The organism is Treponema peruense, from assembly GCF_016117655.1.
GTDB classification, from domain to species: domain Bacteria; phylum Spirochaetota; class Spirochaetia; order Treponematales; family Treponemataceae; genus Treponema_D; species Treponema_D peruense.
The window spans coordinates 216,445-233,085 of the sequence record NZ_CP064936.1 but is presented as its reverse complement, the minus strand read 5'-3'; the positions used below and the strand labels follow the sequence as shown (position 1 = coordinate 233,085).

Genomic DNA, 16,641 nt, shown 5'->3' with positions numbered 1-16,641 from the left:
TGTATGTTTAAATTCTTGAACATACAGTTAAAATTCAGCATCCGAAAGTTTCTTATTCAGAGACGCCCTTAATATGCCTTGTCGTGAACACCGGCAATTGCGCGTCCTGAAGGTTCGTCCATGTTTTTCCAGGCTGCGTCCCATTCAAGAGCCTTTGCAGTTGAACAGGCAACTCCTGCTTCATGCGGAACAGTAAGGGCTGCACTTTCGCTTGGGAAGAATCTGCTGTAAATTTCGCGGTAGTAATACTCTTCTTTTGTTACAGGAGTATTTACCGGGAAGCGCTTTGCCCTCTGTGCAAACTCTGCGTCAGATACCTTGCGTGCAGTCATTTCCTTAAGGGTGTCAATCCAGCTGTAGCCTACGCCGTCAGAGAACTGTTCCTTTTGTCTCCAGCAGATGTTTTCGGGGAGCATATCTTCGAAGGCTTTGCGCAGAATCCATTTTTCCATGCGCTGTTTTCCGTCGGGAAGGCGAATGTTCATTTTGTCCAGCGGATTGAGTCTCATGGCAACGTCGATAAAGTCTTTGTCAAGGAACGGTACACGGCCTTCTACACCCCAGGCAGCCAGTGACTTATTGGCGCGCAGACAGTCATAAAGATGAAGTTTGCTCATTTTGCGTACAAGTTCTTCGTGGAATTCGCGCGCGTTCGGGGCCTTATGGAAATAGAGATAACCTCCAAAAAGCTCATCGCTGCCTTCCCCGCTGAGTACCATCTTTATTCCCATAGATTTGATTACACGTGCCAGAAGATACATTGGTGTACTTGCACGTACTGTTGTAATGTCGTAAGTTTCGATGTGGTAAATTACATCAGGCAGGGCATCAAGTGCTTCCTGAATTGTAAAGTGAACTTCGTGGTGTACTGTTCCGATATAGTCTGCGGCTTTTTTTGCTGCAACAAGATCAGGCGAACCTTCAAGTCCTACCGCAAAACTGTGCAGGCGCGGCCACCATGCATCCTGACTGTCACCGCTTTCTACGCGTTTCTTTGAAAATTTCTGTGTTATGGCCGCAATAATGCTTGAGTCGAGTCCGCCTGAAAGAAGTACACCGTAAGGAACATCGCTCATGAGCTGCTTTTTTACAGCAGTTTCGAGTCCTTCTTTTACACCTTCAATTACAGAAGCGTTTATTACATTTCCCTGTGCGTCAGTTGCACAAGGCTTGTTTTCCACGGCACCAAAATCTTCCCAGTCGCGGTGGTACCATTTTACGGGCTTTTCATCTTTTGAATAAAAGTAGCATCCGTTGGGGAATTCTTCTATTGTCATGCAGTGGCCTTCAAGTGCCTTAAGTTCGCTTGCTACATAATAGCGGCCCTGTTTGTCCCAGCCCTGGTAAAGCGGAATAACACCTATTTCATCACGGCCTATAAGGTAAACGTCTTTTTCGCTGTCGTAGAGGGCAAAAGCGAAGATTCCGCTTAAATCTTCCAGAAAGTTTACGCCCTTTTCTTTGTAAAGCGGAATAATTACTTCGCAGTCACTCTGTGTCTTGAAGTTGTATTTTCCGGCAAACTTCTGTCTTATTTCCTGATGATTGTAGATTTCACCGTTAACGGCAAGAATTATTTTTCCGTCGTCGCTTACAAGAGGCTGCTTTCCGCTGAGAGGGTCTACAATTGCAAGTCTCTCGTGTGAAAGAATGGCATTGTCTCCTGTATAAACGCCGCTCCAGTCCGGACCACGATGGCGAATCTTTCTTGACATCTCAAGAACCTGTGAACGCAGCTGGTCTTTGAGTCCTTCGTCTATTGGAGCTGAACCGCTGTTCAAATCAAATGCACCGACAAATCCACACATATTTAACCCCTTACATATAAAAAAAGACGTCCGTTTGGTACAACCGCCTTTCTGAAAAAAACAGACAGTTTTACCAAACGGACGTCATCGTCTTTATTTACTATAAAGAATTTAACAGAAAATGTCAACGCGGTTGAGGGGGTGGCGGGAAAGAGTATCCCTGCAACTAAAAAAGTAAAGAGTAAAAAATAGCCGCCCTTTAGTCTACTACACTATGGGCGGCTTATTACCGTAAATTGTGGAGATGACCAAATGTTCGGGCATTTCCTTTTATTCAATATACCACAACCAAGTGTAACTGTCAATTTTAAACGGCGGTCAGATACCGATACTGTAAAAAATCTGAAAATCAGATGGCACGGATTTATTTTTTGTAAAAAATGTGTTATAGTTTCTGTGTTGATATTTTCCCGCTAAACGAAGAGGTGTATTAAATGAAAAAAATTATTTGTTCAATGGTTGCTGCGGTTGCGGCATTTGCTTTGGTTTCATGTGCCAGTGCCCCCAAAAGCAGCAAGGCTTCTGATGTAGATCTAAGCGGCTACACAATGGTAACTCTTGCAGACCCGACAGATTATTCTGCGGCAATGGACGTAATTGTTCTTGGTGCGCTGGAAAATACACGCCTTAATGTTCTTGGCTCCGCAGAAACAATGACGTCTGCAGAATTTGCAACAAACGAACTTCTTCTGGTAAAGTACGGATTTATCCAGTCGGCGGGGGAAGCTACGGCGGTTGTTACTTTCATTGATGCACTTACATTAAAACCGGTCGCCGCCTGCTACGGTACAAAGACTCTCGGAGCGAGCGGCAGCACTGACATGATTAAGGCTATGCAGGAAGCACTCAAGGCTGCACAGATTCTTATCAAAAAGACGGCTCCGGGCTACACAGAAGAAGTTGCGGCTCCCGAACAGAGCGAAGAAGAAGCTGATGTTGCTGAAGAAGTAAGCGAGCCTACAGACGCAGAATCTGTTGCAGCAGAAGAAACAGAAGCTTGATACAGCAGCTGCAGAATAAATTTACACAAACCATGACGGTCGTCTTTTTCAGCACAAACACGAATATTTATGACGGCCGCATGCACTTTTTCAACAAGCCGTCTGCGCGCGACTTTCTGTCGGAACTAATGGCGGCTTTTCCCGGCACGCAGTTTTATGTTGTCACACAGCGCCCCGGAATGTTTCTGGCCGACATTGACCAAAACGGAAACATTATTGAATGCCCCGGAATAAAATACATTGTTGCAGACAACGAAGATGCCCGGACCTTTGCACAAAGAATCGTTTCTTTAAATCCAGACACTGCGGTAGCGGCAAGTTTTTGGGTAACACCGTTTGACTGGCTTGGACTTTCGGACGCTCTTGTGGCAGAATATCTTGAACAGGCCGGAATAAGAACAATATGCAATACATCCAAAACACAGTACACTTGCTTTGACAAAAACGTCACTCACGATTTTTTAACCGCAAACAATTTCTGTACACCGCGCTCAATATTTGTACACAGGGAACGGTTTATTGCAGAACGCGGGCGAGCAGAAATCCACACGAATGCTTACAGGGAATATATTTTTTCAGAACTGGACAAGTTGAATTACCCGGTTGTAATCAAAGACACATCGGGGCTCAGCTCTTACGGCATGGAAGTTGTAAAAAGTTCCAAAGCGGCGCGGGGTTTTCTCTGTTCAAAAAACTGCAGCTGCGACAAAATTGTACAGGAATTTATAGAAGGCATAAGTTTTGGCACAGAAATTTACGGAAGAAACGGCGACTATGAAGTTATGGATCCGTTTATGTTTTCTGTAAACAAATACGGCCTTACAAGTCCAAAGCAGAGCGTAAAATTGGGCCCGGTTACGGCAGAGTGCTTTTGTACCGCAGACATGAAGCGTGAACTCAAAAGACTGGCAGATGTTCTTTGCATAGACGGAATAGCGCAGGTCGATTTGATATTCAACCCGGAACAAAAAAAGTGGTATATAATAGAAATAAACCCGCGGCTTTCTGGTATGACAAAATCTGTTGCGGCGGCAAACGGCTTTAATTTTCTGGCTGCTTTGTATGACAAAAATACCGCTTTCTGCAGACTGAATAAAAAATTTGTTCTTACCTTTAAGTTTCCCATTCTTGACGAAAAGACACTGGTTCAGCTTTGCGGCTTTCCCGGAATTTTGAGTGTAAGCCAGACCGTAAATGATGCGGCAAAACAACAGAGGGAATGCGGTTTTTGTGAAGTTGTCACCGGCGGAACAGATTCTATTGTTGAACTTTCTGAATGTCTTGAAAAAATAAAAGACGCCTTCCCTGAAGTAATGGAAGACGTCTTCTATGAAAAAGCAAAAGAAATGCTTTCTTTAATCAAGCCCTGAACGCCTAAGTTTTCAGAGCTTATTCAACTTATTTTGCCAGATATTCGTTAATGCTTGCGGCAGCCTTGCGACCTTCGCCCATGGCAAGAATTACCGTTGCTGCACCAAGAACAATGTCTCCGCCGGCCCAAACCTTTGTCATACTTGTAGTCTGGTTTTCGTCTACAGTGATGTGTCCCTTTGCGTCAACATTTATTTCGCTTGTTGTCTTTGGAATAAGAGGATTTGAATTGTTTCCGAGAGCAACGATTACTGCATCACACGGAATGTCATGTTCACTTCCCTTTATTTCCACAGGCTTACGGCGGCCACTTGCGTCAGGTTCGCCCAGTTCGTAGCTGAGTGCCTTGAGCCCGGTTACTTTGCCTGTTTCTGCATCTCCGAGTATTTCTACAGGATTTTCAAGGAAGCGGAACTCTACTCCTTCTTCCTCTGCATGATCTACTTCTTCGCGGCGGGCTGGCATTTCATTTCTTGTGCGGCGGTATACTACATATACTTTTTCTGCACCAAGACGAAGAGCCATACGTGCTGCATCCATTGCTACGTTACCGCCACCGCATACTACAACGGTTTTTGCTTCATAGAACGGTGTGTCTGCAACGCCCTTTTCGTATGCTTTCATAAGATTTGCGCGTGTAAGATATTCGTTTGCGCTGAATACACCGATGTAGTTTTCACCCTTGATTCCGAAGAATTTTGGAAGTCCGGCTCCTGTTCCTATAAAGGCAGCATCGAATCCCTTTTCTGTAAGAATCTGCTGTACGGTAGAAGTGCGGCCTACAAGGAAGTTCATTTCGAACTTAACGCCCATCTTTTTGAGATTTTCTACTTCATTCTGTACGATTGACTTTGGAAGGCGGAATTCAGGGATTCCGTATACCATAACACCACCGGCTTTGTGGAAAGCTTCAAATACAGTTACGTCGTGTCCTGCGCGGCGACAGTCTGCCGCTACAGTAAGTCCTGCAGGGCCCGAACCGATTACTGCTACTTTTTTTCCTGTAGATGCTGCAACTTTTGGTGCTGTAGCAAGATTATTATTGCGCTCGTAGTCGGCAACAAAACGTTCAAGACGGCCGATGCTTACTGACTTTTCGGCAGATTTGTAGACTTTTCCTACTGTACATTGTCCCTGACACTGCTTTTCCTGAGGACATACACGACCGCAGATCGCAGGAAGAAGATTTGTTTCTTTAATTATATCAGCGGCTTCCTTGAACTTGCCGAGTGCAACCTGTGCTACGAATTCAGGAATGTGTACATTTACAGGACATCCCGAAACACACGGCTGGTTCTTACACTGAAGACAGCGGTTTGCTTCTACAACGGCCTGTTCCGCAGAGTAACCGAGGGCAACTTCACTCATCTGTCTTGCGCGGACTGTTGGAATTCCCGTAGGCATTTCCTGCTGCGGAATAGCCATGCGGTCTTTGTTTGTAAGAGGACCTTTCTTAAGGAGAGCCTCGACTTTTGTATATTCAGCCTTGCCAAGTTCGGCAAGTTTTTCTGCACTAATATGTTCCATTTTTTTTCATCCTTATTTTGCGGCAAGTTTTTCTGCTTCGGCTTCAAGACGGCACTTGTGGAAAGATTCTGTTTCCTTGTCCTTGAATGACTTCATGCGCATCATCATGTTGTTCCAGTCAACCTGGTGTCCGTCAAAGTCAGGTCCGTCTACGCAAACGAATTTTGTTTCGCCGCCGACAGATACACGGCATCCACCGCACATTCCGGTTCCGTCAATCATAATTGTGTTAAGGGAAACGGTTGTTTTTACATTGTACTTCTGTGTTGAAGCGCAGGCAAATTTCATCATTATTGGCGGTCCTATTGCAATAACTTCTGCCGGGGGAACTTCTTCCTGGCAATAGCGTTCAAGCGGAATTGTAGCAACGCCCTTTTCTCCTGCAGAGCCGTCATCTGTCATTATTACAACTTCATCTGCAACAGCTTTCATTTCGTCTACAAAAATAAGAAGATCCTTTGTTCTTGCAGCGATAATTACTTTTACGGTATTTCCCATTGCTTTAAAAGCCTGAACAATCGGGTAAAGGGGAGCTGTTCCGATTCCACCGCCAACGCATACTACAGGTGCGTCGTACTTTTCTATTACAGACGGTGTTCCAAGCGGGCCAAGAACTCCGGCAAGATAGTCACCGGGGTTGAGTTTTGAAATTTTATATGTTGTGGCACCGACTACCTGAAAAACAATTGCAACCCATCCGGCTTTTGCATCGGCATCTGCAATAGTAAGGGGAATGCGCTCCCCAAGTTCTGTGTCGACCTGAACAATAAGAAACTGTCCGGCCTTGCGGTTTTCGGCAATATCGGCCGCCTCAAACTTCATGTAGAATACATTTTCTGAAAGCTGCCTTTTCTCAAGGATCTTATTCATTAAATTCCCCCAAACTACGGCAAAAAAAGCCGGAATTTATACTTTTAGTCACTTTACTTACACTTTAGAAAAAAAAGCCAGAATAAAGTTCGTAACAATATACTATAATACAGCCATTTTGTGAAGAACTACGGGAATTTTTCTGGCAAAGTGTCGCAGGTTGGGACAAATCCGTTTGTACTTTTACTTATTAAGCATATCTTTGATTGTGTACAATTTGCTGCTGAAATAACAAACATTTTTTCGCGTTGTATTCTACCTTTTTAACACGTTGATTTTTTCGAGGCGGTTTAAGGCTTCTGTCAGAGTTTCGTCTTTTTTTGCAAAGTGAAAGCGTATCAGATTGTTTACGTCTTCCTTAAAAAAGCTTGAACCCGGAACAGCGCCTACTCCGACTTTTTGGGCAAGAGCATCACAGAATTCCAGATCGCTTTTCCAGCCGTATTCACTTATGTCCAAAAGAACGTAATATGCTCCCTGAGGTTCGTTGAATTTAAGCCCCAGATTTTTGAGTCCGCCGCAAAAAAGATTTTTCATGTGGGTGTAATGATTTTGAAGTTCGGCGTAATATTCATCTTTAAAATTAAGGCCTGTAACTGCGGCTTCCTGCAAAGGCGCTGCGGCTCCGACAGTTAAAAAGTCGTGAACTTTTTTTATGCGTTCGGTAATTTGAGGATTTGCAATTGTGTAGCCCAAACGCCAGCCTGTAATTGAATAAGTTTTGCTCAGTGAATTGCAGATTATCGTACGGTCTTCCATTCCCGGAAGCGTTGACATGTAAACGTGTTTATGCGGTGCGTAAAGAATGTGTTCGTAAACTTCATCGGTGATTACAAAAGTGTCGTATTTGACTGCAAGGTCTGCGATAATTTTTAATTCATCGTATGTAAAAACTTTGCCGCACGGATTTGACGGATTGCAGACAATAATTGCCTTTGGTTTTTGTCTGAATGCATCTTCCAGAACATTTGAATCAAAATTAAAATTTACAGGATCAAGCGGAACATAAATTGGTGTTGCTCCAGAAAGAATTGTGTCGGCGCCGTAGTTTTCGTAAAAAGGAGAAAAGACAATTACTTTGTCGCCGGGATTTGTAACGCTCATCATTGCAGCCATCATTGCTTCTGTTGAACCGCAGGTTACGACGATTTGTGTATCGGGATTTACTTTCTGTCCTGAAAAATGTTCGTGTTTTTTTGCAAGTGCTTCGCGGAAATTCTGTGCGCCCCAGGTCGTAGCATACTGATGAAAATTTTCTTTTGTAACTTCTGCAAGGCGGTCAAGAATCGGTTTTGGAGGTTCAAAATCAGGAAAACCCTGGCTTAAATTTATTGCACCGTATTTATTTGAAACGCGTGTCATTCTTCTGATTACGGAATCTGTAAAAGTTGCTGTTCTGTCTGAAAGTTGCGGCATTTTTTTTTCTCCAATTTTTTTAAGATTGTTTTTTTATATTTATTATATTTTATTTTTTTGAAAAAAATTCTTTTTCGTTATTGCGGACGCCTTCGCAGCATTGTGCAAAGCGCTCTTTTTCTTCTTCATTTAAATTCAATTCGATGATTTTTTCAATACCGTTTTTACCGATTACCACAGGCACTCCGACAAAAACATTGTTTTCTCCGTATTCTCCTTTAAGATGTGCCGAAGCAGGAACAAGTTTTTTTTCGTCATATTTTACGGCACTCACGATTCTTGTAGCAGTCAGTGCAATTGCATATTCCGTGCAGTGCTTTCCGTTAAAAGTTACCCAACCGCCGCGGATTGCTTCGTGTTCAATTTGGGAAAGTTCTTCTTTTGAAAAATGTGCAAGTTCATTCAAAGGAACGCCGTTTACACTTGCAGAAGTGAACGCCGCAATCTGCTTGTTTCCGTGTTCGCCGATCATAAAGGCACTGATTGATTTTGGATCAAGGCCCGTTCTTTTTGAAATTGAAGCAATCAGACGCGCAGAATCCAGTCCTGTTCCTGTTCCGAAAACACGCCCTTCAGGAAGAGCCAGATGTTCTGCACAGATTTTTGTGATTATGTCGCACGGATTTGTTATGTTTACAAAGATTCCTTTAAACCCTGCTTCTCTTATTTTGTCGATGTAAGACAAAACTGCATCTACTGTAAATTTCATTTCGCCTACACGGTCGCCTGTTTCTACAAGAATGTCAATTTTTCCGACAGAGTTGATTATTAAATCTGTGTCGGCAAGGTCGGAATATTCACCTTGCTTCAAAACAACTTTGTGAGGAAAGAAAATCTGGGCATCGTTGAGGTCGTTGATTTCCGAAATTACCTTTTCGTTTTTTGTGTCAAAGAATAAAATTTCTTTTGCTAGTCCCTGCAAGCACAAAGCGTGTGCAACGTGAGCTCCGACGTGTCCTGTTCCGAATATTGCAATTTTCATTTTTCTGCCTCTTTTATAAAACGTAACTTATTTTATTGTTCAAAATGTGATGCGGATCAAGCGATGTTTTTATTGCATTCATCATCTGAAGATTTGTGTTTTTTGTTTCTTTCAAAAAATAATGGCGTTTTGAAAGCCCGATTCCGTGTTCACCGGAAGTAAGACCGCCAAGTTCGTATGCTTTGGAGTAAACGCATTCCATATTTTTTTGAAGTTCGGTTTTCCATTCTTCTTCGCTTCGGCTTCCACGGACAACACAAAGATGAACGTTGCCGTCACCTGCGTGCCCGAAAGCAACCATTTGCATTCCAACCTTTTTTTGAGTTTTATTTACGAACTCAATGAACTCTGCAACTTTATCAATCGGAACTACAAGATCTACAGGCTCCTGTTCACTTGTTGCTTCAACTGCTTTTACAAGACATCCGCGAACTTTCCAGATTTCTTCAAGGCGCTCAGGACTTTCCGGAATTACAAAATCAAGCGCGCCGTTTTGTAAAACTACATTTTTTATAATTTCAAGATTTTCTTTTACTTCGTTCTGTTTGCCGTCAAAAGTCAAAAGAAGATAAGCGGCAGCTTCGGGATGCGGATACTTTATTCCTGTAAACTTTTCTCCGAGTTCAACAACTTTGCGTTCCACAAATTCAACAGCCGTAGGATTTGCGTTTGCAAAAAGAATTTTCTGTACAGTCGAAATTCCGCTTTCTAAATCTGCAAACGGCACAAGAACAGATTTGGAATATTCTGGTTTTGGAATTATTTTTAAAATGCATTTTGTAATAACTGCAAGAGTTCCTTCACTTCCGATGATTAAATTTTTAAGCGAAAGTCCCGACGCGTCTTTTACATTTTTGCTTCCAACCCAGGTTACGCTTCCGTCTGCAAGTACAACTTCAAGTCCGCGAACGTAATCTCTTGTAACACCGTATTTTACAGCGCGCATTCCGCCGGCATTAGTTGCAATGTTTCCGCCGATAGATGCACTTTTTTCTCCGGGATCAGGCGGATAAAAAAATCCTTTTGATTCAACAAAGGCCTGGAAGTCCTTCAATAAAATTCCTGATTCAACTGTTGCTGTAAAAGTGTCTGCATCGAATTCAAGAATTTTATTCATCTTTGAAAAATCTATAATTATTCCACCGTTCTGAGGAACTGTAGAACCGACAAGGTTTGTGCCGGCCCCGCGCGGAGTGACAGATATTTTGTTTGCGTCTGCATATTTTAACAAAGCAGAAACTTCTTCTGTTGATGCTGCAAATACGAGTGCATCTGCTTTTCCAACAAGGCGGCCCAAAGTGTCGCTCAGGAATCTGCCTTCAATCTGTTTGTCAAACACAACGCGCGATTCATCTTTTATAATCTGCAAAATATCTGTCTTAAAACTCATTGCGTTTTCCTTTTCTATTTTTTAATCAGTTCAAAGCGGTCTTCGTCCCAGCCTGTTGCAAGGTAATAGCCGTTGTAAGTTTTGTTGTAAACTTCAAGAGTTCCTGCACTCTGGTAAGCCTTTACGATTTTTTTGAAAACTTCAACTTTTGCAGGATCGCTCAAATCTTCTGTGCGGGCTGCAATTAAATTCCAGTACTGGCTTTCGTTGATCGTTGAATCTTTGAAAATTGCAGTTTCGGGATCAATTCCAAAATCAATTGCATAGTTTCCGTTTACGACAGCAGCTGCAACATCTGGCAGAACAGAAGGAATTGTGTTTGCAGCAAGTTCTTTGATTACAACGCCTTTGTTGTTTGAAACAATGTCGTCTACACTTGGATTAAAACCTGCACCTGCTTTTAACGTGATGATTCCTGCGTCTGCCAAAACTTTGAGGGCACGGCCGCCGTTTGAAACATCATTTGGAATTGCAACGATGTCGCCTTTTTTAAGCTGATCAACTGACTTGAGTTTATTTGAATAAAGATTCATCGGAGAAAGAAAAGTGTTTCCGATGTTTGTAAGTTTGTAGCCCTTTTTCAATTCACCTTCAAAAAAGATTCTATGCTGAAAACCATTCAAGTCAATTTCTTTGTTTGCAAGAGCGTTGTTTGGAGTTACGTAGTCAGAAAACTGAACGAGCTTTAAATTGATTCCCTGAGTTTTGAGCGTTTTGATTGCAGGTGCCCAGAGGTCTTCGTAAACTGTTCCTGTTACGCCAAGAGTTACAGTCTGCAGTTTTGTCTTTTTGTTTTTTGGAGCAGCCCAAGTTGATGTAAATGCAGCCGCTACAGCAGCAAAAGCGATTATAGTTTTAATTGATTTTTTCATTTTATATCCTCGTTTGATTTATTTTCCATTTGTGCACCGGGAATGATTAAAGGATATAATTTTTTGAGTGCTTTGAATAATACTAAGTTTGAATATTTGGTTATAGGTTTTATTTATAATGCGGCGTGATTTTGGAAAAAAAACTGCATACGAAGCCCAAAAGAATGACCGCACTTCGTACACAGAAAGGAGATTTTATTTTGTGAATAAAATATCTTTTACCCAGCCACAGCCATAACTGCGGGAAACGCTACCGTCTTTTTGATATTTATTCGTTTTTGCAGACATCTATCCAGCCGCTGCTTTCGGAACACTGTTCAAGCTGCGGAATGGTAAGTTCTATGTCTGAATTTGATTCGCCTGCTGCAGGAAAAACTGAAGGATACTTTTTTAAGGAAATGTCCAGGTACACTTTTATGCCGGGATTAATTCCAAACGGGCAGACTCCACCGGGTGCGTGACCTACAAGAGTTTCTACCTGGTCAAACGGAATCATTTTTGCTTTTGTATGAAAAAAGTCTTTATACTTGCGGTTGTCAATTCTGGCAGTTCCTTCAGCGAGTATAAGAACAGGTTTGTCTTCTACAAGATAGGCAAGTGTTTTTGCAATTCTTCCGGCTTCTACACCGAGTGCCTGTGCTGCAAGTTCTACTGTGGCGCTTGATTCTTCTGTTAATCTTACGCGGCCGTCAAGTCCGTATTTTGCAAGATGTGCTTTTGCATTTTTTAAAGACATTATATTTTCCTTTTATTTTTTATTTTTCTTTTCTACGGCAGCACCGATTCCCTGAATTATGCTTACCAAAATTACAAGAACGATAATTGTAATCCATGTTGCATCAAGCTGATTTCTGTCGTGACCATAACGGATTGCAAAGTCACCGATTCCGCCAGCACCGACTGCACCTGCCATTGCTGTTAGACCAATGAGGCTGATTATTGTAATTGTAGTTGCACGCGCAATTGCACCGACACTTTCTTTTAAGTAAACGCGAAAAATAATTTCGATTGGAGAAAGCCCCATACTTTCTGCAGCTTCAATCAAACCGCCGTCTACTTCTGAAAGTGCGCTTTCTACCTGCCGTGTAAAAAACGGTGTGCAACCAAAAATAAGCGGAACGATTGCGCCTTTTATTCCGATTGCACTTCCCATAATCAAACGTGTCAAAGGCATTACACCGGTAAGCAGAATGATAAACGGAATTGAACGGAAAAAATTTGTTGTCTTGTCAAGAATTTCAAATACAAATTTATTTTCAAGAATTGCATTCTTTTTTGTAACTGTAAGAATTATTCCAAAAAAAAGTCCGAGTACAAAACTGATTGAACCGCTCCACAAAACCATTATCAAAGTGTCGAGCAGACTTTGTGCAAAGACGTCAAATCTTTTTGAAACATTGGGTAAAAGTATATTAATTATATTCATTTTTTCTCCTTCTATTAATTGAATTAAGTAGACATTTATTCTTGTTTTAGAATTTCTATTCCGACATTTTTTTCTTTTAACCAGCCGAGCGCATTTTGAATATTTTGATTTTCTCCGCTAAAGATTGCAACTGTTCCTCCAACTGGCGCACCCTGAACAATTTCTATGTCTGCAAAAATAATGTTAAGTACGACACCGAATTTTGAACTTACAGTAGAAATCAAAGGTTCACTTACGTTTTTTTGCAGGTAACTCAAGCGTATAATTTTTTCGCCTTTCTTAAGCTGAACAACATTTGAGTTTTCAGAAATAAGCTCTTCGATTTTCTGAAGATTCGTAGTTGAATGAATAAACCGTTTTGTAACTTCGTCTTTTGGATTTGCAAAAATGTCAAAGACGTCGCTGGTTTCTACAACTTTGCCGTGTTCCATAACTGCAACTTTATCGCAGATGTCTTTAACGACATTTATCTGGTGTGTAATAATTACGATTGTAAGATTCAGTTTATCGCGCAATTTTTTTAACAGACCCAAAATCTGTTTTGTTGTAGTCGGATCAAGTGCACTTGTAGCTTCGTCGCACAAAAGAATTTTTGGATTATTTGCAAGCGCACGTGCAATCGCAACACGCTGTTTCTGACCGCCCGAAAGTTGCGACGGATACTGGGACTCTTTGTCTGTAAGTTCTACAAGAGTTAAAAGTTCGCGCACTTTTTCCTGCACCTGTTTTTTTGAAAGTCCTGAATGTTTTAGCGGAAAAGCAATGTTTTCAAAAACGGTTCGGCTTGGCATTAAATTAAAATGCTGAAAAATCATTCCGATTTTTTTTCTTTCTTCGCGAAGTTCTTTTGCAGAAAGTTCAAGCAAGTTTTTTTCGTTTACAATTACCTGCCCGCTTGTTGGACGGCCCAGCAAATTTATACAGCGCACAACAGTCGACTTTCCTGCTCCGGAAAAACCAATGATTCCGAAAATCTCTCCGTCGTTTATTTTTAAATTTACATCTTTTGCCGCGTAAAATTCATTCTGATTTTTATCTTTGAATACTTTGTTTATATCTTTTAGTTCAATCATTTTTTCTTCCTATATATTTACTATATACAGCCTTACAATATTTTACAGAATTCCGGATTGTATGCAAATACTTTGTTTTTATAGTGAGTTATAGTTTTTGTTTATTACCCCCCTCCTAAACTCAGAAAATTTTGGTTAGTTTTTTATATAAGGCTTCTGCAAATATTTTATGCGCTTCTCTGTCAAGATGTTCCTGGTCGGTCTCTGACGGTTTTACAAAATCACTTGCGGCAAGAAATTCTGTTTTGTATTTTTCGGAAAGAAATTTGTATTCAGCTTTTAAGAGTTTTGAAATTTCTACGGAATGAATGTCAAACTCGGGATCGTATTCTTTTTGCCAGACTTTTTCTCCAAGTAAAAGCGGTGAAATCAAAAGTATTTTTATTCTGCTGTTAAACTGGAGGATTTGTTTGATAAGAATTTCAATTCCGTTTGCGATTAATTTTTCATTTGTTCTGAAACAAGTTTTTAAATCATTTGTTCCAAGCATAAGTGTAATTAAATCTGTATCGCTGTGGCTTTCGAGAATTTGTGGAAGTGTTGCAGAAGCGCGTCTTCCCTGGCGGAACGGATCTTCAAAAACTGTTGTTCTTCCGCACAAGCCTTCTTCTGTAATGTGATAATCTGATTTTAATTTTTCTGAAAGTATTCCGGTCCAGCGCTCTTCGTATGAAAAGCGTCGGTTTTCTTTTGGAACAAGTCCGTAGGTATTTGAATCTCCAAAGCAAAGTATTTCTTTCATTAATATTCTCCAGTTAAACTTATGGTATTAATATAGGAGATAATTTACGTTTTGAAAAATATTTTGTTTTTATTGGTGGCAATAGGAAAATTTTATAAAATATGAAAGAGATTTATGGTATAATAAGGTGGTATGGAAGAAATTTATAAAAAAACTGTGAATGAAAATGGAATTTGTTTCTGTAACAAAGAGGAACTGAATATGACAAATCCAAAAGATTTTGATGGTGAAAGAACTGAGTTTACATGGATTCCGTTTTATGAAGAAATAGCCAAGAAATTACTTGAATACAAAAACAAACGAAGTCAACTTATCGAGATTTTGTATTCTTCCTTAAAAGAAACCGGTTTAAGTTCCAGTATGTATAAATCTGATGATACTGAACCCTTAAAAAATATTGATCCTTTGACTTTTATTGGAAGTTTTAATCGAGGAAACAAACGTGAAGACAGAATAAAACTTGCAAATATTATTGCCGGAAAATTAGGCTTAAAAAACAGACTTTCGTATAATGAACAGTTTTTATCGATTCCAATTTTAAACAGCCAGAAATCAACTCTTTTTTTTAAGCATTGTCCTGAAGAAGATTATGATAAACTGTGGAATTTATTTGAAAAAGCATTATCTTACAGTTTTGAAAAACAAGGTGAATTTGCAGAAGCATTTGATTTGGCATTAACTGTAAAAGGTACTGCGCAAAGTTATGCAACAATGACATGTTATTGGATTAACCCATACAAAATTCTGTCTGTTGATAAAAATAATACGGATCTCTTGGAAGAATACGGAATAAAAGTTCCGTCACAGCTTTCAGGAAAGGAATATCTTTCTTTATTAAATAAAGTAACAGAAAAAATACAAGACAATGAAATCAAAGAAAAATCAATTCCTGAATTTTCATTGTCAGCTTGGAATAATTCTAAACAAATTCAAGGAAATACAAAAATGCCAGAACAGAACAACATTTCGCAATACATAAATCTTTTAAAAGAAAACCGCAATTTGATTTTACACGGGGCGCCGGGAACGGGGAAAACTTTTCTTGCAAAAAAGATTGCAGAAGCAATGAATGCTGAAATTGGTTTTTGTCAGTTTCATCCGAGTTACGATTACACTGATTTTGTTGAAGGTTTGCGACCTGTTAAAACTGATGATGCAAGCGGAATTGGTTTTGAACGCAAAGACGGCGTGTTTAAGGAATTCTGTAAGAGGGCGCTTTTAAATCAAACTGGAGTTGAAAAGCAAGGTTCAGATAATTTTGAAGAAGCATGGAAATCTTTGGTCGAAAAACTTGATGAAGTTAATGTAATAGATATTCCACTTTTGTCTGGGAAAGGTACTTTTCCCATTGAATTGAATGAATATGGAACAGGACTTGCAAGCAGAACTTATAAAACTGAAACACGCGATGAATGGATTCCTGGAAAATCAAAATTTTTCAATAAAGATCAATTATATAATATTTATAAAGGACTTCCTGGAACGCCTGCAGAAGGACATGATAATTACCGAAAAGCAGTTGTAAAAAAAATGAAAGAAGACTTCGGGTTAAAAGATTATATTGAAATTATTGAAAATAAAAGTGATTCAAAAAATCAAAAACCATTTGTCTTTATCATCGATGAAATCAACCGAGGGGAACTTTCAAAAATATTTGGTGAACTTTTCTTTTCGATAGATCCGGGTTATCGCGGACTTGATGAAGATGGAAAGCAAAAAGGAATTGTAAATACTCAATATCAGAATTTATTGACAGGAACGAGCGACATTTTTGCAAACGGTTTTTTCATTCCCGAAAACGTTTACATCATCGGAACTATGAACGACATTGACCGCTCAGTAGAAAGTATGGATTTTGCAATGCGCCGACGTTTTATTTTCAAAGAAGTTACAGCAGAAGAAAGCGCAGAAAATATGAATCTTGGTGAAGAAGCAAAAAGCAGAATGACGCGAATGAACGAAGCTATTTCAAAAACAGAGGGATTGAACAGTTCATATTTTATCGGTGGCTCGTATTTCTTGGGAGTAACAGATTTTGACAAACTCTGGGACTTGAAACTTTCTTCTTTGATAACAGAATATCTTCGCGGAATGGACGACGACAATTCAAAGTATGATAGAATAAAAGATGCTTATTTTGGAAACGAAACCCCAAATAACTGA

The 16,641-nt window shown here is 40.2% G+C and carries 14 protein-coding genes; 3 read left to right on the top strand and 11 right to left on the bottom strand.

What is annotated here, in order from left to right; genetic code table 11:
- Positions 1–68: 68 nt before the first annotated feature.
- Positions 69–1,808 carry an asparagine synthase B gene (gene asnB / locus IWA51_RS01135; protein WP_177528129.1) on the bottom strand — a complete coding sequence of 580 codons (1,740 nt, stop codon included), beginning with the start codon at positions 1,806–1,808 and terminating at the stop codon, positions 69–71.
- Positions 1,809–2,242: 434 nt separating this feature from the next.
- Between asnB and IWA51_RS01130 the strand changes: the two genes are divergently transcribed.
- Both IWA51_RS01130 and IWA51_RS01125 read left to right on the top strand, forming a co-directional pair.
- Positions 2,243–2,809, top strand: coding sequence for a hypothetical protein (locus IWA51_RS01130; protein WP_198442841.1), 567 nt, complete (start codon positions 2,243–2,245; stop codon positions 2,807–2,809).
- Between the two features lie 32 nt (positions 2,810–2,841).
- Positions 2,842–4,179, top strand: a complete 1,338-nt coding sequence (locus IWA51_RS01125; RefSeq protein WP_198442840.1) for an ATP-grasp domain-containing protein — start codon at positions 2,842–2,844, stop codon at positions 4,177–4,179.
- Between the two features lie 28 nt (positions 4,180–4,207).
- Here the strand turns inward: IWA51_RS01125 and gltA are convergent, their stop codons facing one another.
- From gltA to IWA51_RS01075, 10 genes are all read right to left on the bottom strand, one after another.
- Entirely contained in the window at positions 4,208–5,707 is a 1,500-nt protein-coding gene (gene gltA, locus IWA51_RS01120; protein WP_198442839.1) for an NADPH-dependent glutamate synthase, read from the bottom strand.
- Between the two features lie 12 nt (positions 5,708–5,719).
- Positions 5,720–6,577 (bottom strand): sulfide/dihydroorotate dehydrogenase-like FAD/NAD-binding protein, encoded by an 858-nt coding sequence (locus tag IWA51_RS01115; protein ID WP_177528125.1) that lies wholly within the window; start codon positions 6,575–6,577, stop codon positions 5,720–5,722.
- A 255-nt stretch (positions 6,578–6,832) separates the two neighbouring features.
- Positions 6,833–7,993, bottom strand: a complete 1,161-nt coding sequence (locus tag IWA51_RS01110; protein ID WP_198442838.1) for a pyridoxal phosphate-dependent aminotransferase — start codon at positions 7,991–7,993, stop codon at positions 6,833–6,835.
- A gap of 49 nt (positions 7,994–8,042) precedes the next feature.
- Positions 8,043–8,975: a lactate/malate family dehydrogenase gene (locus IWA51_RS01105; RefSeq protein ID WP_198442837.1), complete on the bottom strand. Its 933-nt coding sequence runs from the start codon at positions 8,973–8,975 to the stop codon at positions 8,043–8,045.
- Positions 8,976–8,988: 13 nt separating this feature from the next.
- Positions 8,989–10,365: an FAD-binding oxidoreductase gene (locus tag IWA51_RS01100; RefSeq protein WP_198442836.1), complete on the bottom strand. Its 1,377-nt coding sequence runs from the start codon at positions 10,363–10,365 to the stop codon at positions 8,989–8,991.
- 14 nt (positions 10,366–10,379) lie between these two features.
- Positions 10,380–11,237 carry a MetQ/NlpA family ABC transporter substrate-binding protein gene (locus IWA51_RS01095; protein WP_198442835.1) on the bottom strand — a complete coding sequence of 286 codons (858 nt, stop codon included), beginning with the start codon at positions 11,235–11,237 and terminating at the stop codon, positions 10,380–10,382.
- Between the two features lie 268 nt (positions 11,238–11,505).
- On the bottom strand, positions 11,506–11,973 hold the full coding sequence (locus IWA51_RS01090; RefSeq protein WP_198442834.1) for a YbaK/EbsC family protein: 468 nt from the start codon (positions 11,971–11,973) through the stop codon (positions 11,506–11,508).
- A gap of 12 nt (positions 11,974–11,985) precedes the next feature.
- A complete protein-coding gene (locus tag IWA51_RS01085; RefSeq protein ID WP_198442833.1) occupies positions 11,986–12,663 on the bottom strand; it encodes a methionine ABC transporter permease in 678 nt (225 codons plus the stop codon).
- Between the two features lie 35 nt (positions 12,664–12,698).
- Positions 12,699–13,736, bottom strand: a complete 1,038-nt coding sequence (locus tag IWA51_RS01080) for a methionine ABC transporter ATP-binding protein (RefSeq protein ID WP_198442832.1) — start codon at positions 13,734–13,736, stop codon at positions 12,699–12,701.
- A gap of 121 nt (positions 13,737–13,857) precedes the next feature.
- Positions 13,858–14,478: a GDSL-type esterase/lipase family protein gene (locus IWA51_RS01075; protein ID WP_198442831.1), complete on the bottom strand. Its 621-nt coding sequence runs from the start codon at positions 14,476–14,478 to the stop codon at positions 13,858–13,860.
- A 132-nt stretch (positions 14,479–14,610) separates the two neighbouring features.
- Between IWA51_RS01075 and IWA51_RS01070 the strand changes: the two genes are divergently transcribed.
- Positions 14,611–16,641: an McrB family protein gene (locus tag IWA51_RS01070; RefSeq protein WP_198442830.1), complete on the top strand. Its 2,031-nt coding sequence runs from the start codon at positions 14,611–14,613 to the stop codon at positions 16,639–16,641.

Excerpts from the sequence above, each read along its gene's own strand:
- asnB (WP_177528129.1), bottom strand. The coding sequence starts at position 1,808 with ATGTGTGGATTTGTCGGTGCATTTGATTTGAACAGCGGTTCAGCTCCA.
- IWA51_RS01130 (WP_198442841.1), top strand. The coding sequence starts at position 2,243 with ATGAAAAAAATTATTTGTTCAATGGTTGCTGCGGTTGCGGCATTTGCT.
- IWA51_RS01125 (WP_198442840.1), top strand. The coding sequence starts at position 2,842 with ATGACGGTCGTCTTTTTCAGCACAAACACGAATATTTATGACGGCCGC.
- gltA (WP_198442839.1), bottom strand. The coding sequence starts at position 5,707 with ATGGAACATATTAGTGCAGAAAAACTTGCCGAACTTGGCAAGGCTGAA.
- IWA51_RS01115 (WP_177528125.1), bottom strand. The coding sequence starts at position 6,577 with ATGAATAAGATCCTTGAGAAAAGGCAGCTTTCAGAAAATGTATTCTAC.
- IWA51_RS01110 (WP_198442838.1), bottom strand. The coding sequence starts at position 7,993 with ATGCCGCAACTTTCAGACAGAACAGCAACTTTTACAGATTCCGTAATC.
- IWA51_RS01105 (WP_198442837.1), bottom strand. The coding sequence starts at position 8,975 with ATGAAAATTGCAATATTCGGAACAGGACACGTCGGAGCTCACGTTGCA.
- IWA51_RS01100 (WP_198442836.1), bottom strand. The coding sequence starts at position 10,365 with ATGAGTTTTAAGACAGATATTTTGCAGATTATAAAAGATGAATCGCGC.
- IWA51_RS01095 (WP_198442835.1), bottom strand. The coding sequence starts at position 11,237 with ATGAAAAAATCAATTAAAACTATAATCGCTTTTGCTGCTGTAGCGGCT.
- IWA51_RS01090 (WP_198442834.1), bottom strand. The coding sequence starts at position 11,973 with ATGTCTTTAAAAAATGCAAAAGCACATCTTGCAAAATACGGACTTGAC.
- IWA51_RS01085 (WP_198442833.1), bottom strand. The coding sequence starts at position 12,663 with ATGAATATAATTAATATACTTTTACCCAATGTTTCAAAAAGATTTGAC.
- IWA51_RS01080 (WP_198442832.1), bottom strand. The coding sequence starts at position 13,736 with ATGATTGAACTAAAAGATATAAACAAAGTATTCAAAGATAAAAATCAG.
- IWA51_RS01075 (WP_198442831.1), bottom strand. The coding sequence starts at position 14,478 with ATGAAAGAAATACTTTGCTTTGGAGATTCAAATACCTACGGACTTGTT.
- IWA51_RS01070 (WP_198442830.1), top strand. The coding sequence starts at position 14,611 with ATGGAAGAAATTTATAAAAAAACTGTGAATGAAAATGGAATTTGTTTC.